This is a genomic window from Pseudomonas asiatica, assembly GCF_009932335.1.
Taxonomy (GTDB): Bacteria; Pseudomonadota; Gammaproteobacteria; order Pseudomonadales; family Pseudomonadaceae; genus Aquipseudomonas; species Aquipseudomonas asiatica.
In genome coordinates, this window is sequence record NZ_BLJF01000001.1 from 2,629,694 (window position 1) to 2,651,759 (window position 22,066).

Below are 22,066 nucleotides of genomic sequence, written 5' to 3' on the forward strand. Positions count from 1 at the left end.
CGGGCTGTTCGAACCCACGCAAGGAGCACCCAAGGTTCGTGGTGCTGTTGCGGTTGCGGCCGGGCAGCCTCTTTAAGAGCGCACTTGATGAAACGCCAGCCACTCGACGACAGCTTCAAGGTCAATCGCAACCCCGTTACCCTGCGCGAAATCGTGCTCGACAAGCTGCGCGCCGCGATCATGAACTTCCACCTGCTGCCAGGCGATCGCCTGGTCGAGCGCGACCTCTGCGACCGCCTCGGCGTCAGCCGCACCTCGGTGCGTGAAGCCCTGCGCCACCTGGAATCCGAAGGCCTGGTGGAGTTCGCCGACGCCAAGGGCCCGCGCGTGGCCATCATCACCCTGGAAGACGCCCGCGACATCTACGAGCTGCGCTGCGTGCTCGAAGGCCTGATCGTGCAGCTGTTCACCCTGAACGCAAAGGCCAAGGACATCCGCGCCTTGGAACGCGCGCTGGAGGTCAACCGCGAAGCCCTCGAGGAAGGCGAACTGCAACAGGTGCTGGACTCGGTACAAGGTTTCTACGATGTGCTGCTGGAAGGCTCCGGCAACCAGGTGGCCGCCCAGCAGCTGCGCCAGTTGCAGGCGCGCATCAGCTACCTGCGCGCCACCTCAGTGTCGCAGGAGAACCGCCGCGGCGCCAGCAACCGCGAAATGGAAAAGATCGTCGAGGCGATCAAGAGCGGCGACCCGCTGGTTGCCCACCAGGCCTCGGTCGACCACGTCCGCGCCGCCGCCAAGGTGGCCCTGGACTACCTGCGCCAGAAGCAGGATGACAACGTCAAGGTGCGCGAGATGGTCGAGCCCCTGGCCTTGAAGGACCCACGCATATAAGCCACCCACAGGCCACCGATCATGCCCAACGCCCCGCGCTACTGCCCGCACTGCACCACGGAACTGGCCCGGGGCGTTCCCACAGGCGACACCCACGAACGCCTGCACTGCACCGGCTGCGGCTACATCCACTACATCAACCCGAAGATCATCGCCGGCTGCATCATCGAGCGTGATGGCAAGTACCTGCTGTGCCAGCGCGCCATCCCGCCGCGCCCCGGCACCTGGACCTTGCCGGCCGGGTTCATGGAGGCCGGCGAAACCACCGAGCAGGCGGCCCTGCGCGAGGTCTGGGAAGAAAGCGGCGTACGCGCCGAAATCGTCTCGCCGTACTCGATCTTCAGCGTCCCGAAGATAAGCGAGGTCTATATCATCTTCCGCGCCATCGCCACCGAGGAAACCGGGCAGTACGGGGCGGAAACGCTGGCCTACAGGTTCTTCGAGCCCGACGAGATCCCGTGGGACGAAATCTACTATCCGGCAATCCGGCAGATTCTCGAGCGCTATATCCTCGAGCGGCAAGCCGGGGTTTATGGCATCTACATGGGCAATGACGACACTGGCAAGGTGCACTTCATTCGCTAGCTTGTACCGGCCCTATCGCCGGCAAGCCAGCTCCCACCTGGACCGCATCGACTTCAAGTCATGTGCAGTCCTGTGGGAGCTGGCTTGCCGGCGATAGGGCCGGTACAGCCACCAAAAATTCTCGCCAAACGTCTATTCTGGATGCACCCTTAAGGCCTTACGCAAAAGGACCAGCAGTGCACATGGCAAAATGGCTAGACGGCGGCGGGCTGATGGCCGAGCGCATCCGCAACCACGATTGGGCCGCCACCCCGCTGGGCCCGCTGGAGTACTGGCCCGACCCGCTGAAAACCAGCCTGGCGCTGTGCCTGGCCTCGCGCTTTCCGCAAGCCGTGCTCTGGGGCCCTGACCTGCTCACCCTGCACAACGACGCTTTCTCGCAGATTCTCGGACAAAAGCCCTCGGCATTGGGCATCCCCTTCCGCGCCGTGTGGCAGGAGGCCTGGGCCGACATCGGCCACATGGCCAACCGCGCCCTGGCCGGCGAGGCGGTGTACATCGAAGACTTCCCACTCGTCATCGACCGCAACGGCGGCCCCGAGCGGGCCTATTTCACCTTCTGCTACAGCCCCATCCGCGACTACGACGGCAAGGTGCTGGGCATGCTCGATACAGTCACCGAAACCACCGCCAGCGTGCTCGCCAACCAGCGCCTGAACTTCCTCGACGACCTGGGCCGCGCCGTGGCAGACGCCACCGACCCGGACCAGATCCTTGCCACTACCACGCGCATGCTGGTCGAGCACCTGCAACTGTCGAGTTGCGCCTATGCGGTGATGGAGCCCGACGAAGACGGTTTCACCATCTGCGGTGACGCCGTGGCGCCCGGCTCGCCGCATCTGTTGGGCCGCTATCGGTTGCAGGATTTTGGCAAGCTGGCGCTCGGCCGCCTGCGCAATGGCCTGCCGTTGGTCATCCAGGACAACCTGAGCGAGCTATCCCCGGAGGAAGCTGCCACCTTCCAGGCCATCGGCATTACCGCGACCATTTGCATGCCCCTGATCAAAGGCGGCCGACTGACCGCGCTGATGGCCATCCACGACAAGGTGCCACGGGAGTGGACCCACTATGAACAGACGCTGATCAGTGAAGTCACCGAGCGCTGCTGGGCGCATATCCAGCGGGTACAGGCCCACGCCGAAGTCCGCGAAGCCATGGCGGCACTGGAGGCGCTGAATGCCACCCTCGAACAGCGCGTGGATGAACGCACCAGCCAGTTGCTGCACACAGAAGCCGTGCTGCGCCAGACCCAGAAGCTCGAAGCCATTGGCCAACTTACCGGTGGCGTGGCTCATGACTTCAACAACCTGCTGACCATCATTCGCTCGTCGCTGCATTTTCTGCAGCGCCCCAACCTCGATGCACAGCGTCGCGAACGCTATCTCAAGACCATGTCCGACACTGTCGACCGCGGTTCCAAGCTGACCGGCCAGTTACTGGCCTTCGCCCGCCGCCAAGCCTTGAGCCCGCAAGTGTTCGAGGCAGGGCCACGGCTGGAGGCCATGGCCGACATGCTCGACACTGCCACCGGTGCGCGGATCCAGGTCGAGCTGCAGTTGCCACAGGCGCCTTGCCATATCCGCGCCGACCTCAATCAACTGGAAACCGCAGTCATCAACCTGATGCTCAACGGCCGCGACGCCATGGCCGGCGAAGGCACCTTGCAGCTGCGCCTGCAGGCTGACCAGTCACTGCCCGCCCTGCGCGGCCAGGCGCCACAGCCGGGCCCGTTCGCGGCGATTTCGGTGAGCGACAGCGGTGTCGGCATTGCCACCGAACTGCTGGAGCGTATCTTCGACCCGTTCTTCACTACCAAGGCACCGGGTGAAGGCACCGGGCTCGGGCTGTCGCAGGTGTTCGGTTTTGCCAGGCAGTCCGGGGGCGATGTGCAGGTGAAGAGTGTGCCGGGCCAGGGCACCACCTTCACCTTGTACCTGCCCCAGGAGCCGCCGCCTGAGGCCTAGCGGTCAACGCCGCCCTTCGGCCAGCATGCGCACGGCCAGGCCCGCCAGCACTGTACCCATCAGCCAGCGCTGAACCTGCTGCCATAGCGGGCGACCGGCGAGGAATACGGCGATCGACCCGGCCATGATCGCGATCAGTGCATTGACCGAAACGCTGATGGCGATCTGCGTCGACCCCAGCACCAGCGCCTGCAGCAGCACGCTGCCATGCCCCGGCTCGATGAACTGCGGCATCAACGACAGGTACATGACGGCGATCTTGGGGTTCAGCAGGCTGGTGGCAAAGCCCATGGTGAACAGCCGCCGCGGGCTGTCGGCAGGCAGGTCGCGAACCTGGAACGGCGACCGGCCACCAGGGCGCAGCGCCTGCCAGGCCAGGTACAACAGGTACAGCGCGCCACCGATGCGCAGCGCGTCGTAGGCAAAAGGCACGGCCATCACCAGGGCGGTGATGCCCAGCGCGGCGCAGAACATGTAGATGACGAAGCCCAGGGCCACACCACCCAACGAAATCAGTCCGGCCTTGCGGCCCTGGCAGATCGAGCGGGAGATCAGGTAGATCATGTTCGGCCCTGGGGTCAGGACCATGCCGAGGCAGATCAGGGCGAAGGTGAGCAGTTGCGTGGTTTCGGGCATGGGGCACATCCTGGTTGTGCGTTGAAGTGCTGCGAGTTTATCCGAGGCCATGCATGTCGTCTTTACCCTTGGCTCTCGCCTGCCAGGTTAACGCGGCAACCTGTAGGAGCGGCCAACGCACGCCAGTGAGTCAGCTGATCTGGCCGGCTATCAAGCCCAGGGCCACCGTGATCATCGCCACCCCCGACACCCGCCCGACCAGCTTCGCCGCCCCCGGCCGGGTGCTCAACACGGCTTTGGCGCCATAACCGACCAGCGAGTAGATCACCAACGAGCTGCACAGGTGCACCAGGCCCAGCAGCAAGATCTGCAACGGCACCGGCCAGCTCGACTGCGGGTCGGTGAACTGCGGCAACAACGCCAGGAACAGCAAAAACACTTTCGGGTTCAGGCCACTGACGCAAAACCCTTTCAATGCCCAGCGAGACCCCGACTCCCCCGCACCATCCTGCCCGGCCGCCGGCAAGGCCGGGCTCAGCAGCAGGTTGCCACCCAGCCACAGCAGGTAGCTGCACCCCGCCAGGGTCAGCAAGGTCAGCGCCAGCGGGTGGCCGGCCAGCAGGCTGCCGACCCCTGCCGCCACCACCAGGGTCGCAAGGAAATGCCCCGACAACATCCCCGCCACCGCAGGCATCACCCAGCGCCCCCGCATGCCGGCCGAAATGGCGTAGGCCCAGTCCGCGCCCGGGGTAATCACGAACAGCATCGACACGGCCCAGAACGCCGTCAGAACACTGAGAGCCACTTGAATCTTCCTTTTTCCACTGCTTTGGGATGACGAAAGATTACGGATTCCGCCGAGGGATTTTCTTTCGTATATTCCTCAACAACCTTCAATTACTGGAAGATCCTTCTCAATGGACAGGACCGATCGAAAAATTCTTGCCGAGCTGCAAAAAGATGGTCGGCTATCGGTGACCGAACTGGCCGACCGTGTGGGGCTCAGCCTGTCGCCCTGTCATCGGCGCTTGAAGGCGCTGGAGGAGTCCGGGGCGATTCTTGGCTATCACGCCCGCTTGGCGCCGAGCGCCCTGGGGTTGAACTTTGCCGCGCTGGTATTCGTGACCTTGCGCGAAGTCACTCGCCAGCCGGTAGCGGACTTTGAAGCGGCGCTGGCCGAAATCCCGCAGATCGTCGAGGCGCAGCGGCTGTTTGGCGACCCGGATTACCTGCTGCATGTGGTGGCCAAGGATTTGCCGGCGTTCCAGAAGCTGTATGACGAGCAGCTGACCAGCATTCCCAATGTGAAACGGTTGAGTTCGACGCTGGTGATGAAAGAGGTGATTCAGGATCGGTTGTTGCCGATGTAGCGTTGTTGCCTGTGCTGGCCCTTTCGCGGGTGAACCCGCTCCCACAGGTACTGCGCATGACTTGAAATCAATGCGGTCGAGGTGGGAGCGGGTTTACCCGCGAAAAGGCCGGCACAGGCGACATTTTTATCTGCCCTGCAAACGCGCACGGCGCCCCAGAAAAGCACACCGCTTCTTACCTCCATATTGCCCAAACCCCTCTAGCCCAAGCCCTCCCGCACCCTGGCACCCTCCTTGCTACCGTCGCCCGCTTAACCTTTTGTCAGCCTTAGGTTTTTTAAGGTTTATGGGCACATATTTACTAATTTCTCGTTATCCCCGCGCCCCGCATCATCGCTCCAACAAGAACGCGTCGCCCTTCGCCGGCACGCCCCCGGGCAGCTCCCGATGCCCTACCTTGCCTTGGAGTCAGTCATGACCAGTGCAGCCAATTCGGCACCCCTCATAGAAAAACACACGATCGGCTACGTGCCCCCGCAAGACCGCCATGGAAAGGTAAGGGATCTGTTCACACTGTGGTTCGGCGGCAACATAGCGCCGCTGCCCATCGTCACAGGCGCGCTGGGCGTGCAACTGTTCCACCTGAACCTGGTATGGGGCATCGTCGCCATCCTGGTCGGCCACCTGGTCGGTGGCGTACTGATGGCGCTGCACTCGGCCCAGGGCCCGCAGATGGGCATCCCGCAGATGATCCAGAGCCGCGCCCAGTTCGGCTCGCTCGGCGCGCTGCTGGTGGTGGTGATCGCCGGGGTCATGTACATCGGCTTCTTCGCCTCCAACATTGTCCTCGCCGGCAAGTCGCTGCACGGCGTGGTCGATGCCGTGCCGGTACCGGTGGGCATCGTCATCGGTGCGCTGGGCTCGGGCATCATCGGCATCATCGGCTACCGCTTCATCCACGTGCTCAACCGCATCGGCACCTGGGTGCTGGGTATCGGCATCGTGGTCGGCTTCGGCTACATCTTCAGCCACGTGCAGAGCGACGACTTCCTCACCCGCGGCGGCTTCAACCTGGCCGGCTGGCTGGCCACCGTGTCGCTGGCTGCGCTGTGGCAGATCGCCTTTGCGCCCTACGTGTCGGACTACTCGCGCTACCTGCCGGCGGACGTGAAGGTCAGCTCGACGTTCTGGACTACCTACCTGGGCTCGGCCCTGGGTTCAAGCCTGTCGTTCATCTTCGGCGCCGTGGCGGTGCTGGCGATCCCGGCCGGCATGGACACCATGGATGCAGTCAAGCTGGCCACCGGTACCCTCGGCCCGATCATGCTGGTGCTGTTCCTGCTCAGCGTGATCAGCCACAACGCACTCAACCTGTATGGCGCAGTGCTGTCGATCATCACCCTGGTGCAAACCTTCGCCCACCGCTGGATCCCCACCGCCAAGAGCCGCGCCGTGCTGTCGCTGGTAGTACTGACGGCCTGCTGCGTGGTGGCGGTGTTCGCCTCGGCGGACTTCATCGGCCACTTCGTCGACATGGTGCTGGTTCTGCTGGTGGTGCTGGTGCCGTGGACAGCGATCAACCTGATCGACTTCTATGCCATCCACAAGGGTGACTACGATATCCAGTCGATCTTCCAGGTCGATGGCGGTATCTACGGGCGCTACAACCCGCAGGCGCTGATCGCCTATGCCGTGGGTATCGTGGTGCAGATCCCGTTCATGAACACACCGCTGTATGTCGGGCCTATTTCCGAGCATATCAACGGAGCGGACCTGTCGTGGCTGGTGGGGCTGGTGGTTACTTCGCCGCTTTACTGGTGGCTGGCCAGCCGTGATAGCGCCTACCGTCGCCGGCAGATGAGTGCCAAGGTGGCCATGGGGCACTGATTCAACCAGTGCCGGCCTCTTCGCGGGCTTGCCCGCTCCCACAGGGGACACCACAGCCTTCGAGGCCGGTGACATTCCTGTGGGAGCGGGCAAGCCCGCGAAGAGGCCGGTACAGGCAACACATCAATCAGAGGTTGTAGGCCCGCTCATTGTGCTCCGCCAGGTCCAGCCCCTGTTCTTCCTCTTCCCGGCTGGCCCGCAGCCCGATGGTCAGCTTGATCGCCCCCAGAATCGCCCAACTCACCACAAAGCAATACACGAAGGTGAACGCCACCCCCTTCAACTGCACCAATGCCTGCCCGACCGGTGATGCACCCTCCACATAGCCGCCCAACGCAGGCGCGGCAAAGACCCCGGTAAGGATCGCGCCGACCATTCCGCCCACGCCATGCAGGCCGAACACATCCAGGCTGTCGTCATAGCCCAGCGCCTGTTTCAACCGGGTCACGGCAAAGAAGCAGATGGCCCCGGTCAACAACCCGATCACCAGCGCGCCCAGCGGCCCGACAAATGCACAGGCCGGGGTAATCCCGACCAACCCTGCCAAAGCCCCTGAAGCCGCACCCAAGGCCGTCGGCCGACCATGCGCCACCTTCTCGGTCAGCAACCAGCCGACAATCCCCGCACAGGCCGCCACCATGGTCGCCAGCATCACCACCCCTGCCGCCTGGTTGGCCGCGAGCCCCGAGCCGACGTTGAAGCCGAACCAGCCCACCCACAGCAACCCGGCGCCCACCAAGGTGAAGCCGAGGTTGTGCGGCGGCATGGCCACCTGCGGGTAGCCCTTGCGCTTGCCCAGCATCAACGCCGCAGCCAGCGCTGCCACGCCGGAGTTGATATGCACGGCGGTACCGCCGGCAAAGTCCAGCACACCCCAGTTGACCATCAACGCCCCCGGCCCGCCCCAGACCATATGCGCGATCGGCGCGTACACCAGCACGAACCAGGCGGCCATGAACAGCAACGAAGCACTGAACTTCATGCGCTCGGCAAAACCACCGGCAATCAACGCCGGGGTAATGATGGCGAAGGTCAGCTGGAACACTGCGAACACGCCTTCGGGGATGGTGCCGACCAGGCTGTCATGGCCGATGTCCAGCATCAGCGCCTTGCCCAGCCCGCCAATGAAGCTGTTGAGGGTCAGCTGGCCCTCGACCATGCCGGTGGTGTCTACCACCAGGCTGTAGCCGAACAGCACCCAGAGAATGCCGATCACCCCGGCAACGGCGAACAGCTGGGTGAATACCGAGAGGAAGTTCTTGGCCCGCACCATGCCACCGTAGAACAGTGCCAGGCCCGGGATGCACATCATCAGCACGAACATCGCGGCGCAGATCATCCAGGCGGTGTTGCCGGTGTCCAGGGTGGGGTCGGCGGCGTGGGCCCGGGTGGTCAGGGCTAACAACATTACAGCGAGGGTGAGGTGCTTCATGGAGTCACTCCTGTGTGAATGGTGGGGGTGCCCTGGGGCTGCCTTGCAGCCCATCGCGACACAAGGCCGCTCCTACAGGGGGCCGCGCAGGCTCAGAGACGCGGTCCCCTGTAGGAGCGGCCTTGTGCCGCGAATGGGCCGCAAAGCGGCCCCAATTACCGATAACTCAGTACTGCGCCTGCCCCGGCACCCAGGCGGTCCCCGCCAACGGCACCCGTGCCATCGCCGCAGCCTCCACGGTCAACGCCACCAGGTCCTCCGGGTCGAGGTTGTGCAAGTGCGACTTGCCACACGCCCGCGCCATGGTCTGCGCCTCCAGCACAAGCACCCGCAGGTAGTTGGCCAGCCGGCGCCCGGCCTCCTCCGGGTTCAGGCGCCTGGCCAGCTCCGGGTCCTGGGTGGTAATGCCGGCCGGGTCGCGGCCGTTCTGCCAGTCGTCATAGAAACCGGCCGCAGAACCGATCTTCTTCAGTTCGGCATCCAGCCGCGGGTGGTTGTCACCCAGCGCGATCAACGCCGCAGTACCAATGGCCACCGCATCAGCCCCGAGGGCCATGGCCTTGGCCACGTCGGCGCCATTGCGAATACCCCCGGAAACGATCAGCTGCACCTTGCGGTGCATGCCCATTTCCTGCAGCGCCTGCACTGCCTGGGGGATGGCCGGCAGGATCGGGATGCCGACGTGCTCGATGAACACTTCCTGAGTCGCGGCGGTACCGCCCTGCATGCCGTCGAGCACGATCACATCGGCACCGGCCTTCACCGCCAGCTTCACGTCGTAGTACGGGCGGCTGGCGCCGATCTTCACGTAGATGGGTTTTTCCCAGTCGGTGATCTCGCGGATCTCGGCAATCTTGATCGCCAGGTCATCCGGCCCGGTCCAGTCCGGGTGGCGACAGGCGCTACGCTGGTCGACGCCGATCGGCAAGGTGCGCATGCCCGCCACCCGCTCGGTCACCTTCATGCCGAGCAGCATGCCGCCACCGCCCGGCTTGGCACCCTGGCCGAGGACGATCTCGATGGCATCGGCCTTGCGCAGGTCGTCGGGGTTCATGCCGTAGCGCGACGGCAGGTACTGGTACACCAGGTGCTGCGACTGGCCGCGTTCCTCCGGGGTCATGCCGCCGTCGCCAGTGGTGGTGCTGGTGCCGGCGATGGTCGCACCACGGCCCAAGGCCTCTTTGGCGTTGGCCGACAGCGCGCCAAAGCTCATGCCGGCGATGGTCACCGGAATTTTCAGGTGGATCGGCTTCTTGGCGAAGCGGGTACCCAGCAGCACATCGGTGCCGCACTTCTCGCGGTAGCCTTCCAGCGGGTAGCGCGACACGCTGGCACCGAGCAGCAGCAGGTCGTCGAAGTGCGGCACGCGGCGCTTGGTGCCGCCGCCGCGGATGTCGTAGATGCCGGTTTCGGCGGCACGCTGGATTTCCTGGATGGTCAGGCGGTCGAAGGTGGCCGACTCACGCAGTACCGGGGGGAATTGCTCGCTCATGGGAATGCTCCTGGATCAGTACGCGCTGGCGTTGTCGACTTTGAAGTTGTACAGCTGGCGAGCCGAGCCGTAGCGTTTGAAATCGGCAGCCTTGTGGTCCAGGCCCGCCTTGTTCAGCAGTTCCTGCAGCTCTTGCAGGTGCTCGGCGCGCATCTCTTTCTCGATGCAGTCCGAACCCAGTGACTGCACCGAACCCTTGACGTAAATGCGCACCTCGTACAGCGAATCGCCCAGCGCATCGCCGGCATCGCCACACACCACCAAACGCCCGGCCTGGCCCATGAAACAGCTCATGTGGCCGATGCTGCCGCCGACGACGATATCCACGCCCTTCATGGAAATACCGCAGCGCGCGCCGGCATCACCCTCGATCACCAGCAGCCCGCCATGGGCTGTGGCGCCGGCGGCCTGGGAGGCGCTGCCCTTGACCCGCACCGTGCCGGACATCATGTTCTCGGCCACGCCGACACCGACGTTGCCATGCACGGTGACGCTGGCCTGCTGGTTCATGCCGGCGCAGTAGTAGCCGGCGTGGCCTTCGATATCCACGGCCACGGCGGCGTTGATGCCCACGGCCAGGTTGTGCTTGCCGTCGGGGTGGGTCACCCGCCATTCGTGGTCCTGCACCTCACCGTGCAGGGACTGGTTGAGGACACGCACCGAGGTGCTGGAAAGGTCGATCGTATTCATGTGGTTCTCCAGTGGTTCGGTGGCAGGTCAGGCGCTTTCGCGTTCCCAGACGTACAGGGTGGCCGGCGCCGGTTCCCAGACCTTGGCGTTCTCGATGCCCGGCAGGCTGGCCAGTGCCTGGTACTCCGAGGCCATGGCCACGTAGTCGTCGGTCTCGGCCAGCACGGCGGGCTTGCAGGCGATCGGGTCGCGGATCACGGCAAAACCATTGCGGGTGCCGATGGCGAAGGTGAAGAAGCCGTCCAGGTCTTCCAGGGCGCCATCCAGGGCCTGGGCCAGGCTGTCGCCCTGCTGCAGGCGCCAGGTCAGGTAGCCGGCGGCCACTTCGGTGTCGTTGTCGGTCTCGAAGCTGATGCCTTCGCGCTTGAGTTCCTGGCGCAGGCGGAAGTGGTTGGACAGCGAGCCGTTGTGCACCAGGCACAGGTCGGCGCCGGTGGAGAACGGGTGGCTGCCCTCCATGGTCACGGCGCTTTCGGTGGCCATGCGGGTATGGCCGATGATGTGGCTGCCTTTCATGCCGGCCAGGCCGAAGCGGCTGGAGATTTCCGCCGGCAGGCCCATGCCCTTGAGGATCTCGATGCTCTGCCCGGCGCTCATGATGCGCACGTCAGGGGCCAGTTCGCTCAGGGCCTGGCGGGCCGACGCCTCGCGGGTGTGTACCTTGAGCACGGCAGCGCTGGCGTTCTGGAACCAGTCCAGCGAGCAGCCCAGGCGCCCTTCCAGCTGGCCCATCAGGGCCGCCCAGGGGTAGTTGACGTCAGTGGCCTGAAGGGTCAGCTTGACCCAGCCATCGGCCACTTCGTCGCCGTAGATGGCAAAGCCGGCGCTGTCTGGGCCACGGTCGGTCATGGCTTCGAGCATGGGTTCGAAGAGCTTGCCGAGCTGGGCTTCCAGCTCGGTTTTTTTCAGGTACAGACCTACGATTCCACACATGATGATGCTCCTTACTAGGCAGTGGGCGACCGCTTTCGTGCTGGCTGCCCAAGGGATTGGGGGCGCTCAGAAGAATTCGGTGTAACGCTGGATTTCCCAGTCGGAGACGTGGCGGCAGTATTCCACCCACTCCATGCGCTTGAGCTTGATGAACTCGTCGACGATCTCGGCGCCCAGCACTTCGCGGAACAGCGGGTCGGCCTCCAGGGCGTCGGCGGCTTCCTTCAACGACTGCGGCAAGGTCTTGATGCCACGTGCGGCAATCTCTTCCAGGCTCAGGTTGTAGAGGTTCTCGTTGCACATCTCACCCGGCTCCAGTTGGCGGTCGATGCCATCGAGGCCGGCGGCGATGATCGCGGCGGTGACCAGGTACGGGTTGCAGCCAGCGTCCGGCAGGCGGAACTCCAGGCGACCATAGGGGATGCGCACCATCGCCGAGCGGTTGTTGGCGCCGTAGGCGACAAACGCCGGGGCCCAGGTGGCGCCGGAAAGCGAGCGGCCGACCACCAGGCGCTTGTACGAGTTGACCGTGGGCGCGGCGAAGGCGCACAGCGCCGGGCCATGGGCCAGCAGGCCTGCAGCAAAGTGGTAGGCCAGCTTCGACAGGCCCATGCCGCTGCTGTCGGACGGGTCATGGAACAGGTTCTTGTTGGTACTGCTGGCCAGCGACAGGTGGAAGTGCATGCCATTGCCAGCGCGCTTGGGGTCGGGCTTGGGCATGAACGAGCAGATCATGCCCAGGTCGTTGGCGATCTCGCCGGCGGCCATGCGGAAGAAGGTGAAGCGGTCAGCCGACTCCATGGCGTCGCTGTAGGTGTAGTTGATCTCGAACTGGCCGTTGGCGTCCTCGTGGTCGATCTGGTAGATGTCGAAGCCCACCGGCTGCAAGGCCTCGGTCAGGCGCTCGAGGAACAGCCGCGAACGCGACAGGCCCTTGTAGTCGTAGCACGGCTTGTCGAGGTTGTCGGAGGCATCCACCAGTTGCAGCTTGCCATCCTCGTCGCGGCGGAACAGGCTGAATTCGGGTTCCAGGCCGGTGTTCAGGGTCCAGCCCTTGTCGGCCAGGCGCTGCACCTGCTGCTGCAACACATAACGGCTGTCGTAGGGCCAGGGTTGGCCGTTCACGTGGCCTACGCACACCACCCGGCCGTAGCCGGGCTGCCACGGTACCGGGATCAAGGTGGAAAGGTCGCCGCGGGCCATGAAGTCGGGGCCGTGCGGCTCCATGCCCATACCGCAGATGGCGAACCCGGCAAAGCCGGCGCCCTCCTCGGCCACCATCTTCAGGCCCGAGACCGGCACCGATTTGGTCTTCGCCGAGCCATGGATATCGACGAACTGTGCCAGCACGTATTTGATGCCGTGCTGATCAAGGGTGCGCTGGGTTTCTGCTGGCAACATGGGTTGAACACTCCTGGGCAAGGGGCAATTATTCCGCATGAGAAACTTACTTTCCTCACAGGAATGCAATGGGCTTGCCAACTTTGTTCAGAGTGCAACCTTGTGTTGCCTGTTCGGGCCTCTTCGCGGGCACGCCCGCTCCCACAGAGTTCGCCGCAGAGCCCTGTGGGAGCGGGCGTGCCCGCGAAGAGGCCGGTACGGGCAGCACAAAACCCAAGCAGATTTCCATGCTCCATTTATGGGAAACTTGTTTTCACCCGAGGAAAGATGCAGCCACCGTAGCTGCATTTCGCACTTTCCCAGTGCGAAAACTTTATTCTTGAACTGAAACCGTGCAGGACATTCGATGCCAACCGAAACCGAACCGCGCCTTCGCCTGGAGCAGTACCTGGGCCTGCAGATCAAGCGCCAGCGCCAGGCCCAGTCCCTCAAGCTCGCCGACGTGGCGCGCATCGCCGGCATCAGCCAAGGCATGCTCAGCAAGATCGAGAACGCCCAGGTGTCCACCAGCCTCGACACTCTCAGCCGCCTGTGCGACGTGCTGGGCATGCCGATGGCCAAGCTGTTCAGCCAATATGACCAGCCCGACGGCAATGCCTTGTTGGTGAAAGCCGGTGAAGGGCTGGAGGTGGTGCGCCGCGGTACCGAGAAAGGCCACACCTACCATTTGCTCAATCACGCCAGGGGGCCGAAGAAGAATTTCGAGGCGTACATGGTGACCATGGACGACGCCAGCGAAGAGTTCCCGACCTTCGCCCACCCCGGCACCGAGTTCCTCCACTTGCTGGAGGGTGAACTGGTGTACCGGCACGGCAACCAGCTCTATCACATGCAGGCCGGTGACAGCCTGACCTTTGACGGCGAGACCCCGCACGGCCCCGAGCAGTTGGTGCAAGTGCCCATCCGCCTGTTGTCGATCATGAACTACAGCGACGAGTGACGCGGCGCGCCAGGCACCCGCGGAGAACAGGATGCCAACCGCTGCGCACACTGATGCAGGCGACTAAGCGCCCTCAGGCAGCAGACTGCGATCGAACATGAACGCCCGCTCCCCCTGTGGCGTGTACTGATACAACTGCTGCGGCCGGCCCAGCCTGGGCTGGTTCTTCTCCCCGGTGTCCCTCACCCACCCCAGCTCGCGCAAGCGCTCCAGGCGTTTGCGCAGTGAGGTGTTGTTCACCGCCTGCCCCAGGCACGCCTGCACCGCGCCTAGCGCATCCAGCACAGTGAACTTCTCCGCCAGCAGATACAGCGGCAGGCTGCTGTACACCGTCTTCGCCGCCAGCCGCTCACGGGCGCGCTCCACCAACAGGTTGTGATCAAAGGGCAACAGCACCTTGCGCGCCAACACGCTGTCCAAGTCGAAAAATGCCAGGTGCTCGCCCTCGACGGCCTGCCCGGGTTCGAGCAAAGCCAGGTAATAGGTGCTGAGTGACCATCCGCGCGGGTCGCGAAAGGCATTGCCCTCGGTACCTACCTGTTCCATGTAGCACGGTACAACCTGGGTTTTCTCGCGCAGTGCACGCTCGGCAGCAGCTTCCAGGCTGGTGTCGGGGGTGCGGCCATTGACGATCACCCCGGGCAAGGCCCACTGGCCGGCATGCGGTTCACGCTCACGACGGTGCAACAGCACCTGCAGATGCTGAGCTTCGGGGGCCATGCGCAGGGCGACGATATCGACGCTGGCCAGGACTTCGACTGTACTCACGGGGCGACTCCTTGTTCAGCTCACCATAATCCACCAGAGCATCTAAGTAAGGCAAGCAGAAAGCCCGTTTCAAAAGTTGCTTGACACACTTAATACACCAAGTGAATTATGTATCCATTCCAGCGAGGAGAACCGCCATGAAGATCGCCAGTTTCGATGTCGACGCCCAGAACGGCTTCACCAGCAACGTGCCGCAAGAGCTGCCGGTTCCCGAAGGCCATGAAATCGCGGTAGATCTTAATACCATGGCCTTGCGCGCCGACCTGCGCCTGGGCAGCAAGGACGCCCACCCGGCCAACGCCGCCTGGGTAGTCGCCGACCCCGCGCACATGCTGCAGCCCCTGCAGCTGGCCAACGCCGACCTGACCTGGGTCAGCCACTGCGTGCCCGGCACACCCGGCTTCGAGTTGCTGCCCGGCCTGCCGGCCCCCATCGACTATGACTATTTCGTATGGAAAGGCGTCGAGCCCGACCTGCACCCCTACGGCGCCTGCTACCACGACCTGGCCGAACGCCGCTCCACCGGGGTGATCGAGTACCTCAAGGTGCAGCAGGTGGGCGCGGTGATCGTCGGTGGCCTGGCCCTGGACTATTGCGTCAGGACCACTGCGCGCCAATTGCGCCAGGCCGGTTTCCAGGTGCTGTTGTACCTGCCGGCCTGCCGCGCCCTCACCCAGGCAGGCGCCATCGAAGCATGTGGCGCCTTGGCCGCCGAGGGCGTGATCCTCTGCGGCGACGAAGCCGCGCTCGACCACCAGCTCTCTCTGATCAAGGAAGACCGCCCATGAGCGACAGCGTTTTCGGCCCACGCATCATCCAGAACCTGCTGGACACCGACTTCTACAAGATCACCATGATGCAGGCGGTGCTGCACAACTACCCCAACGCCGAGGTGGAATGGGAATTCCGCTGCCGTAACGGCGAGAACCTCGCACCTTACCTGGCGGAAATCCGTTACCAGGTAGAGCAACTGGCCGATGTCAGCGTCACGCATGACCAGCTCGCCTACCTGGAGAAGATCCCGTTCATCAAACCGGATTTCATCCGTTTTCTCAGCCTGTTCCGCTTCAACCTGCGCTATGTGCAGGTGGGTCTGGATGATGCCGGGCAACTGGCGATTCGCGTGCGCGGGCCGTGGTTGCACGTGATTCTCTACGAGATCCCGCTGCTGGCGATCATCAGCGAGGTGCGCAACCGCTACCGTTATCGCGAGGTGGTGATCGAGCAGGTCCGCGAGCGCCTGTATCAGAACCTCGACTGGCTGAAGGCCGAGGCCAGCGCCGAAGAACTGGCCGGTTTCCAACTGGCCGACTTCGGCACCCGGCGGCGCTTCTCCTACCGGGTGCAAGAAGAGGTGGTGCACATTCTGAAGCGTGACTTCCCGGGCCGCTTTGTCGGTACCAGCAACGTGCACCTGGCCCGCGAATACCAGCTCAAGCCGATCGGCACCATGGCCCACGAGTGGTTCATGGCTCACCAGCAACTCGGCCCGCGCCTGGTCGACAGCCAGGCTGCCGCGCTGGAATGCTGGGTGCGGGAGTACCGGGGGCTGCTGGGCGTCGCCCTGACCGACTGCATTACCATGGACGCGTTCCTGCGCGACTTCGACCTGTACTTCGCCAAGCTGTTCGATGGCCTGCGGCACGATTCAGGCGATCCGCTGGCCTGGGCGGAAAAGGCCATTGCCCACTATGAGCGGCTGGGGATCGATCCGAAGAGCAAGACCCTGATCTTTTCCGACGGGCTGGACCTTGCCAAGGCGCTGGGGTTGTACCGGGCGTTGCATGAGCGGATCAATGTGAGCTTTGGCATTGGTACCAGGCTGACCTGCGATATCCCGGGCGTGGAGCCGATGAATATCGTGATCAAGATGACGGCCTGCAATGGGGCACCAGTGGCCAAGATTTCCGACAGCCCAGGCAAGACACAGTGCCGGGATGAGAACTTCGTGGCCTATCTGAAGCATGTCTTTCGGGTGGATTGAGGCCAGCACAATCACCCCACCTCTTGCAGACCAACACACAACTCCAGAAACCGCGCCGCAGCCCGCGACGGGGTGGCTGCATGCGGCACCAGAATGGAAAACCGCCGCACCAACGCCTGCGGCACAACCTGCAACCGCTGCAACGCCCCGTCCTCATGTCGGATCGACATCGCCGACACAAAGCCAATCCCCATCCCGGCTCGCACTGCCTCCTTCACCCCTTCCACGCCAGCAATTTCCAGCGCCACGCGCATCGCCACGCCGCTGCGGGCAAATGCCCGCTCGACGATCTGTCGCACACCCGAGCCGCTCTCGCGCAGCACCAACGGGTAAGCCCCCAGCGACGCCAGTGTCTGCCGATCACTGCCGGCCAGCGGATGACCACGTGGCACGATGGCCACGATCTCGTCTTCCCGCCACGCCGTCACCGCCGTGCCCAATGGCAGCTCCTGCCCAGGCGGCCCTTCGATCAGGGCGATATCGACGCTGTCCAGCGCAGCGACGATTTCTGCCGTATTGCCATTGGAAGTGCTCACCAACACCTCCGGGTAGCGGGCATGGAAATCGGCAATCAGGTAAGGCAGCAGGTAGCTGGCCGGCGTGGTACTGGCGCCGATGCGCAAGGTACCGCGCTCCAGCCCGCGCATGGCCTCGCGTAGTGCCTGGGCCTGACGGAAGGTTTCACGCAGGCGCTCGGCATGGGCCAGCAATTGCTCGCCAGCTGCTGTAAGCCGCACACCACGGCCGGCGCGCTGATACAGCGGCTCGCCAAAGGCCTCCTGCAGCAGTTTGAGCTGGCCAGACACCGCCGGCTGCGACAAGTGCAGGGCTTGGGCCGCATGGCTGATGTTGCCGTGCTCGGCGACGGTGGCGAACGTTATCAGTTGTTCTGGGGTCATGAAGGAAAAATATCAGCTAAACGGATATTTGCCATCCTAAATTACGATTTTTTATAAGCTTATAACCAGACTAACGTAGTCCATGTCGAAACACCTTTCCGGAGGACTCACATGGCCACGGCTCCGTCCAACCCCGCCTTTGCACCTACCCTTTCTACCCGAGGGCGGCTCAATGGCATTCTGTTCGTCGCGCTGTTCGCGCTTGCGGTCACCCAGTTGGCCGCCCTGCCCGCCATCGCCAACCTGGGTATCAGCCCGCTGATCGTCGGTATCGTCGCCGGTGCGCTTTACGGCAATGCACTGCGTGACGGCGTTCCCGCCAGCTGGGCGGCGGGTATCAACTTTTCCGCCCGCGGCCTGCTGCGCATTGCCGTGGCCTTCTTCGGCCTGCGGGTGAGCCTGCAGGAAATAGCCGAAGTCGGCTGGTCCGGGCTCATCGTGTCGTTGCTGGTGGTGTCCAGCACCCTGCTGATCGGCCTGTGGTGCGGCATGAAGCTGTTCAAGCTGGACCGCGATACCGCCTTGCTGACCGCCGCAGGCAGCGCCATCTGCGGCGCCGCTGCGGTTCTGGCCTTCGAGTCGGCCCTGCGCAGCGCACCGCATAAAAGCGCCATGGCGGTTGGTAGCGTGGTGCTGTTCGGCACCCTGTCGATGTTCCTCTACCCATTGGCGATCAATGCCGGCTGGCTGCACCTGGATACCATGGGCGCCGGGCTGTTCCTGGGTGGCACCATTCACGAGGTGGCCCAGGTGGTCGGTGCCGCCAGCAACGTCAGCCCCGAGGCCACGCATATCGCCACCATCGTCAAGATGACCCGTGTGATGCTGCTGGTACCGGTGCTGCTGGTGGTGGGCCTCTGGATCAGCCGCGCGCGCCAGCCGGGCCAGGCACAGGGCAACGGGCGCATCGCCATGCCCTGGTTCGCCTTCGGCTTCCTCGCGCTGGTACTGGTGAACTCGCTGCAGGTGTTGCCGGGTAGCGTGACGCAGGCGGTCAACAGCCTGGATACCTTTGCCCTGACCATGGCCATGACCGCGTTGGGGATGGAGACACGCCTCAGCCAGATTCGCCAGGCCGGGCCGCGGGCGCTGGCAACCGGGGCGATTCTCAACCTCTGGCTGGTGTTTGGTGGCGTGGCGATTACCCTTGGTGTGCAGAAGCTGTTGGGATGACTTGAGACCGAGCCGCCTGCTTCGCGGGTAAACCCGCTCCCACAGGTATTGCGCTGCTTTCAGAACCTGCGCCGTACCTGTGGGAGCGGGTTTACCCGCGAAGCAGGCAGCTCGGTCTGATGAGGTTTTTGTTGCCCCCCCTCGTTGCCGCCCACATTTCTCGGTATGGTGTTGTCAAAGAAGGATGTTTTACCCGCACAGGAAAGACTTAGATGCCTCAACGCCATGTCATCAATGCATCCGTCAGCCCCAAAGGCAGCCTGGAGACGCTGTCACAACGTGAAGTGCAGCAACTGAGTGAAGTCGGTACCGGTAGCCTTTACACCCTGTTCCGCCAGTGCGCCCTGGCCATCCTCAACACCGGCGCCCATGTCGACAATGCCAAGACCATCCTCGAGGCCTATCAGGACTTCGAGGTGCGCATTCATCAACAGGACCGCGGCGTGCGCCTGGAGCTGCTGAATGCCCCGGCCGACGCTTTCGTCGATGGCGAAATGATAGCCAGCACCCGTGAAATGCTGTTCAGTGCCCTGCGCGACATCGTCTACACCGAAAGCGAGCTGGCCAGCCAGCGCATCGACCTGGAAAGCTCCCAGGGCATCACTGATTACGTGTTCCACCTGCTGCGCAACGCTCGCACCCTGCGGCCGGGCGTGGAGCCGAAGATGGTGGTGTGCTGGGGTGGCCATTCGATCAGCAGCGAGGAATACCAGTACACCAAGAAGGTCGGCCACGAGCTGGGCCTGCGCAAGCTGGACGTGTGCACTGGCTGCGGCCCGGGTGTGATGAAGGGCCCGATGAAGGGCGCCACCATTGCCCACGCCAAGCAACGCATGCACGGCAGCCGCTATCTGGGCCTGACCGAGCCCGGCATCATCGCCGCCGAAGCACCCAACCCGATCGTCAACGAACTGGTGATCCTGCCGGACATCGAGAAGCGACTGGAAGCCTTCGTCCGTGTCGGCCACGGCATCATCATCTTCCCGGGCGGTGCCGGCACGGCCGAGGAGTTCCTCTACCTGCTGGGCATCCTCATGCACCCGGACAACCAGGAGCTGCCGTTCCCGGTGGTACTCACCGGGCCGCGCAGCGCCGAGCCGTACCTGCAACAGCTGCACGCATTCGTCGGCGCCACCCTGGGTGAGGCGGCGCATCGCTTGTACGAGATCATCATCGATGACCCGGCGGAAGTTGCCCGATACATGGTCGAAGGGCTCAAGGCGGTGAAGCAGTTCCGCCGCGAGCGCAACGATGCCTTCCATTTCAACTGGCTGCTGAAGATCGAGGAGAGCTTCCAGCGCCCGTTCGACCCGACCCACCAGGCCATGGCCGACCTCGACCTGCGCCGCGAGCTGCCGGCCCACGAACTGGCTGCCAACTTGCGCCGGGCGTTTTCCGGCATCGTCGCCGGCAACGTGAAGGACAAGGGCATCCGCCTGATCGAGGAACACGGGCCGTATCAGATCCGTGGCGACAGCGCTGTGCTGGACCCACTGGGCCGGTTGTTGCAGGCGTTCGTCGACCAGCATCGAATGAAGTTGCCGGGCGGCGCGGCGTATGTACCGTGCTACCAGGTGGTGACCTGATTCGCCATTCTTGCTGAGGCCCCATGGACGGGGCCTGCAGCTATTTGGCTTTTTGGATGTGGGCATTCACATCGAGTAGGCATTCATTCGCGATGGTGGCGCCAAGTCACCTTTCCGCCCTTACGGCGGGTCCCTTAAGTCGCAATCGGCGGCGCCTGAACTATCGCGCGCTTAGAAGCAAAAGCAAAAAGCAAAGGCAGACGCAAAGGCAAAACTGCTACTAACTGAGGTCGGCCATCGGTCGTTCGACGAAGCGGATGCTGTCGCGCCCACCGCGCTTGGACTGGTACAAGGCGACATCCCCCTGTTCGATCAAGGCCGCCAGGCTCGTCGGCGGTTGGTCGAACAGGTTGGCGCCGATGCTCAAGGTGACCGGCTGCGGCGTAGGCACCGTCTTGCTTGCATACTGCTGAAACTGCTCGCGCAGCAGTCCACCCAGCTCCATGACCCGCTCGCTGCTCGCACCACACAGCAGAATGACGAACTCATCACCGCCCAGCCGCGCCGCCAGCGAGCGCTCGGGCAGCACCGTGCGAATCATCTCGCTCAGGGCAATCAGCAAGCGGTCCCCTGCAACATGCCCGTGCAGGTCGTTGACCAGCTTGAAGTTGTCGATGTCGATCAGTAGCAAGGCCCCGGGCTGCGTTGAATCCACTGCCTTGAAGAAAGGCCCCGCCCGAACCTCCAGTGCGCGCCGGTTGTACAGCGCCGTCAACGGGTCACGGGCTGCCAGACGGGCAATCCGCTCCTCTCGGCGGTAGCGCACGGTGCCGGTCATCGACAAGGCAATCAGCATGATCGCCATCGCACCTTCGACCAACGAAACCTGAATGATCAACCCACCGAAGGTGGCCAGGTCAATCAGCGTACCCGGTGTAATTGCAATGATCGCCTTGGCCACATAGAACAACCCATGAACCAGCAAAACGTAGCGCAACTGCACGGCACCAACACTCAGCGACTTGCCATGCGGCCGCAAAAGCCAACTGGCCTTGAGCGTCAACAGCGCCACCAGCAACGAGTTGACCATCAGCATCACCTTCGACCACTGCGGCCCCACGGGCAACAGCAGCAAGGCGAACCACACCAGCACCACCGATAACCAGATACGCGACAGCCGCACCTGGGTGAAGCGCAACACGCCCATCAGGAAGAACCAGTGCGCCACCACCAGCAAGCCGTTGGCGAACCAGATGCCGATCAGCAACAAACCGATACCGCGCAGCAAGGCCAGGGTGGAACCGATCGTGATGGTGGCAAAGCCTGCGCTCCAGAACAGCAGCGACGGCTCGCGAACGCTGCGCCACTCGATCGCCAGGTACAACGCAGCCGCGGCAGCCAGGGCGATCGAGATAGTCAGCATCGTGGGTGGATCAAGCGCCATAAACGGATTGGCCTATCTGGTTAACGAGGAAAAGGCCCGATTGTATGCGCTCGTGATGACTTTTCAGAGGAGCCTTGCACCACCAGCCTGCAAATGATAGCCCAGCCCTGGCCAATACCCATGCGGGTGAAATGTCATATTGACATCAGCGTGTCATTTGCACCACAAAAACCGCTGTCGTTATGACAACGCACCAGCGCAACACGCCCATCTGCAGGGGCTGCCCAG

The 22,066-nt window shown here is 63.6% G+C and carries 20 protein-coding genes; 10 read left to right on the forward strand and 10 right to left on the reverse strand.

Going from position 1 to position 22,066, the window contains the following annotated elements; all coding sequences use genetic code 11:
* The first annotated feature begins 87 nt into the window (after positions 1 to 87).
* The 3 genes from GYA95_RS12155 (at position 88) to GYA95_RS12165 (ending at position 3,383) form a co-directional block, all read left to right on the forward strand.
* A complete protein-coding gene (locus GYA95_RS12155) occupies positions 88 to 834 on the forward strand; it encodes a GntR family transcriptional regulator (RefSeq protein ID WP_013973031.1) in 747 nt (248 codons plus the stop codon).
* A gap of 21 nt (positions 835 to 855) precedes the next feature.
* Complete coding sequence (locus GYA95_RS12160; protein ID WP_013973032.1) at positions 856 to 1,419, forward strand: NUDIX hydrolase; 564 nt, start codon at positions 856 to 858, stop codon at positions 1,417 to 1,419.
* A gap of 182 nt (positions 1,420 to 1,601) precedes the next feature.
* On the forward strand, positions 1,602 to 3,383 hold the full coding sequence (locus tag GYA95_RS12165) for an ATP-binding protein (protein WP_015270732.1): 1,782 nt from the start codon (positions 1,602 to 1,604) through the stop codon (positions 3,381 to 3,383).
* 3 nt (positions 3,384 to 3,386) lie between these two features.
* Here GYA95_RS12165 and GYA95_RS12170 read toward each other — a convergent pair whose 3' ends face one another.
* Both GYA95_RS12170 and GYA95_RS12175 read right to left on the reverse strand, forming a co-directional pair.
* On the reverse strand, positions 3,387 to 4,019 hold the full coding sequence (locus tag GYA95_RS12170; protein WP_015270733.1) for a LysE family translocator: 633 nt from the start codon (positions 4,017 to 4,019) through the stop codon (positions 3,387 to 3,389).
* Positions 4,020 to 4,149: 130 nt separating this feature from the next.
* Positions 4,150 to 4,764, reverse strand: a complete 615-nt coding sequence (locus GYA95_RS12175; RefSeq protein WP_015270734.1) for a LysE family translocator — start codon at positions 4,762 to 4,764, stop codon at positions 4,150 to 4,152.
* A 112-nt stretch (positions 4,765 to 4,876) separates the two neighbouring features.
* Between GYA95_RS12175 and GYA95_RS12180 the strand changes: the two genes are divergently transcribed.
* Both GYA95_RS12180 and GYA95_RS12185 read left to right on the forward strand, forming a co-directional pair.
* Complete coding sequence (locus tag GYA95_RS12180) at positions 4,877 to 5,329, forward strand: Lrp/AsnC family transcriptional regulator (protein WP_015270735.1); 453 nt, start codon at positions 4,877 to 4,879, stop codon at positions 5,327 to 5,329.
* A gap of 414 nt (positions 5,330 to 5,743) precedes the next feature.
* Positions 5,744 to 7,156: a purine-cytosine permease family protein gene (locus tag GYA95_RS12185; protein ID WP_015270736.1), complete on the forward strand. Its 1,413-nt coding sequence runs from the start codon at positions 5,744 to 5,746 to the stop codon at positions 7,154 to 7,156.
* 127 nt (positions 7,157 to 7,283) lie between these two features.
* Here the strand turns inward: GYA95_RS12185 and GYA95_RS12190 are convergent, their stop codons facing one another.
* From GYA95_RS12190 to glnT, 5 genes are all read right to left on the reverse strand, one after another.
* Entirely contained in the window at positions 7,284 to 8,588 is a 1,305-nt protein-coding gene (locus GYA95_RS12190) for an ammonium transporter (protein ID WP_013973038.1), read from the reverse strand.
* Between the two features lie 166 nt (positions 8,589 to 8,754).
* Positions 8,755 to 10,080, reverse strand: a complete 1,326-nt coding sequence (locus GYA95_RS12195; RefSeq protein WP_013973039.1) for an FMN-binding glutamate synthase family protein — start codon at positions 10,078 to 10,080, stop codon at positions 8,755 to 8,757.
* 15 nt (positions 10,081 to 10,095) lie between these two features.
* Entirely contained in the window at positions 10,096 to 10,770 is a 675-nt protein-coding gene (locus GYA95_RS12200; protein ID WP_013973040.1) for a GltB/FmdC/FwdC-like GXGXG domain-containing protein, read from the reverse strand.
* Positions 10,771 to 10,797: 27 nt separating this feature from the next.
* On the reverse strand, positions 10,798 to 11,703 hold the full coding sequence (locus GYA95_RS12205; RefSeq protein ID WP_015270737.1) for a class II glutamine amidotransferase: 906 nt from the start codon (positions 11,701 to 11,703) through the stop codon (positions 10,798 to 10,800).
* A 66-nt stretch (positions 11,704 to 11,769) separates the two neighbouring features.
* Positions 11,770 to 13,104, reverse strand: coding sequence for a type III glutamate--ammonia ligase (gene glnT / locus GYA95_RS12210; protein ID WP_015270738.1), 1,335 nt, complete (start codon positions 13,102 to 13,104; stop codon positions 11,770 to 11,772).
* Between the two features lie 346 nt (positions 13,105 to 13,450).
* Here glnT and GYA95_RS12215 point away from each other — a divergent pair, with 346 nt between their 5' ends.
* Positions 13,451 to 14,044, forward strand: coding sequence for a helix-turn-helix domain-containing protein (locus GYA95_RS12215; protein WP_015270739.1), 594 nt, complete (start codon positions 13,451 to 13,453; stop codon positions 14,042 to 14,044).
* Between the two features lie 63 nt (positions 14,045 to 14,107).
* On the opposite strand, the gene GYA95_RS12220 is transcribed toward GYA95_RS12215, so the two are convergent.
* Entirely contained in the window at positions 14,108 to 14,812 is a 705-nt protein-coding gene (locus tag GYA95_RS12220; protein WP_015270740.1) for an NUDIX hydrolase, read from the reverse strand.
* 137 nt (positions 14,813 to 14,949) lie between these two features.
* Between GYA95_RS12220 and GYA95_RS12225 the strand changes: the two genes are divergently transcribed.
* Both GYA95_RS12225 and pncB read left to right on the forward strand, forming a co-directional pair.
* Positions 14,950 to 15,600: an isochorismatase family protein gene (locus GYA95_RS12225; RefSeq protein ID WP_015270741.1), complete on the forward strand. Its 651-nt coding sequence runs from the start codon at positions 14,950 to 14,952 to the stop codon at positions 15,598 to 15,600.
* On the forward strand, positions 15,597 to 16,796 hold the full coding sequence (pncB, locus tag GYA95_RS12230) for a nicotinate phosphoribosyltransferase (protein ID WP_015270742.1): 1,200 nt from the start codon (positions 15,597 to 15,599) through the stop codon (positions 16,794 to 16,796). The genes GYA95_RS12225 and pncB overlap by 4 nt, the downstream gene beginning before the upstream one ends.
* Before the next feature lie 11 nt (positions 16,797 to 16,807).
* On the opposite strand, the gene GYA95_RS12235 is transcribed toward pncB, so the two are convergent.
* Positions 16,808 to 17,695: a LysR family transcriptional regulator gene (locus GYA95_RS12235; RefSeq protein ID WP_015270743.1), complete on the reverse strand. Its 888-nt coding sequence runs from the start codon at positions 17,693 to 17,695 to the stop codon at positions 16,808 to 16,810.
* Positions 17,696 to 17,806: 111 nt separating this feature from the next.
* On the opposite strand from GYA95_RS12235, the gene GYA95_RS12240 reads away from it, so the two are divergent.
* Positions 17,807 to 18,868, forward strand: coding sequence for a YeiH family protein (locus GYA95_RS12240; protein WP_015270744.1), 1,062 nt, complete (start codon positions 17,807 to 17,809; stop codon positions 18,866 to 18,868).
* A 212-nt stretch (positions 18,869 to 19,080) separates the two neighbouring features.
* Positions 19,081 to 20,454 carry a nucleotide 5'-monophosphate nucleosidase PpnN gene (gene ppnN / locus GYA95_RS12245; RefSeq protein WP_015270745.1) on the forward strand — a complete coding sequence of 458 codons (1,374 nt, stop codon included), beginning with the start codon at positions 19,081 to 19,083 and terminating at the stop codon, positions 20,452 to 20,454.
* Positions 20,455 to 20,674: 220 nt separating this feature from the next.
* Here the strand turns inward: ppnN and GYA95_RS12250 are convergent, their stop codons facing one another.
* A complete protein-coding gene (locus GYA95_RS12250; RefSeq protein ID WP_015270746.1) occupies positions 20,675 to 21,817 on the reverse strand; it encodes a GGDEF domain-containing protein in 1,143 nt (380 codons plus the stop codon).
* Positions 21,818 to 22,066 lie beyond the last annotated feature (249 nt).

Excerpts from the sequence above, each read along its gene's own strand:
- glnT (WP_015270738.1), bottom strand. The coding sequence starts at position 13,104 with ATGTTGCCAGCAGAAACCCAGCGCACCCTTGATCAGCACGGCATCAAA.
- GYA95_RS12235 (WP_015270743.1), bottom strand. The coding sequence starts at position 17,695 with ATGACCCCAGAACAACTGATAACGTTCGCCACCGTCGCCGAGCACGGC.
- GYA95_RS12205 (WP_015270737.1), bottom strand. The coding sequence starts at position 11,703 with ATGTGTGGAATCGTAGGTCTGTACCTGAAAAAAACCGAGCTGGAAGCC.
- GYA95_RS12225 (WP_015270741.1), top strand. The coding sequence starts at position 14,950 with ATGAAGATCGCCAGTTTCGATGTCGACGCCCAGAACGGCTTCACCAGC.
- GYA95_RS12250 (WP_015270746.1), bottom strand. The coding sequence starts at position 21,817 with ATGCTGACTATCTCGATCGCCCTGGCTGCCGCGGCTGCGTTGTACCTG.
- GYA95_RS12165 (WP_015270732.1), top strand. The coding sequence starts at position 1,602 with ATGGCAAAATGGCTAGACGGCGGCGGGCTGATGGCCGAGCGCATCCGC.
- pncB (WP_015270742.1), top strand. The coding sequence starts at position 15,597 with ATGAGCGACAGCGTTTTCGGCCCACGCATCATCCAGAACCTGCTGGAC.
- GYA95_RS12185 (WP_015270736.1), top strand. The coding sequence starts at position 5,744 with ATGACCAGTGCAGCCAATTCGGCACCCCTCATAGAAAAACACACGATC.
- GYA95_RS12200 (WP_013973040.1), bottom strand. The coding sequence starts at position 10,770 with ATGAATACGATCGACCTTTCCAGCACCTCGGTGCGTGTCCTCAACCAG.
- ppnN (WP_015270745.1), top strand. The coding sequence starts at position 19,081 with ATGCCTCAACGCCATGTCATCAATGCATCCGTCAGCCCCAAAGGCAGC.
- GYA95_RS12215 (WP_015270739.1), top strand. The coding sequence starts at position 13,451 with ATGCCAACCGAAACCGAACCGCGCCTTCGCCTGGAGCAGTACCTGGGC.
- GYA95_RS12240 (WP_015270744.1), top strand. The coding sequence starts at position 17,807 with ATGGCCACGGCTCCGTCCAACCCCGCCTTTGCACCTACCCTTTCTACC.
- GYA95_RS12155 (WP_013973031.1), top strand. The coding sequence starts at position 88 with ATGAAACGCCAGCCACTCGACGACAGCTTCAAGGTCAATCGCAACCCC.
- GYA95_RS12195 (WP_013973039.1), bottom strand. The coding sequence starts at position 10,080 with ATGAGCGAGCAATTCCCCCCGGTACTGCGTGAGTCGGCCACCTTCGAC.
- GYA95_RS12180 (WP_015270735.1), top strand. The coding sequence starts at position 4,877 with ATGGACAGGACCGATCGAAAAATTCTTGCCGAGCTGCAAAAAGATGGT.
- GYA95_RS12170 (WP_015270733.1), bottom strand. The coding sequence starts at position 4,019 with ATGCCCGAAACCACGCAACTGCTCACCTTCGCCCTGATCTGCCTCGGC.
- GYA95_RS12160 (WP_013973032.1), top strand. The coding sequence starts at position 856 with ATGCCCAACGCCCCGCGCTACTGCCCGCACTGCACCACGGAACTGGCC.
- GYA95_RS12190 (WP_013973038.1), bottom strand. The coding sequence starts at position 8,588 with ATGAAGCACCTCACCCTCGCTGTAATGTTGTTAGCCCTGACCACCCGG.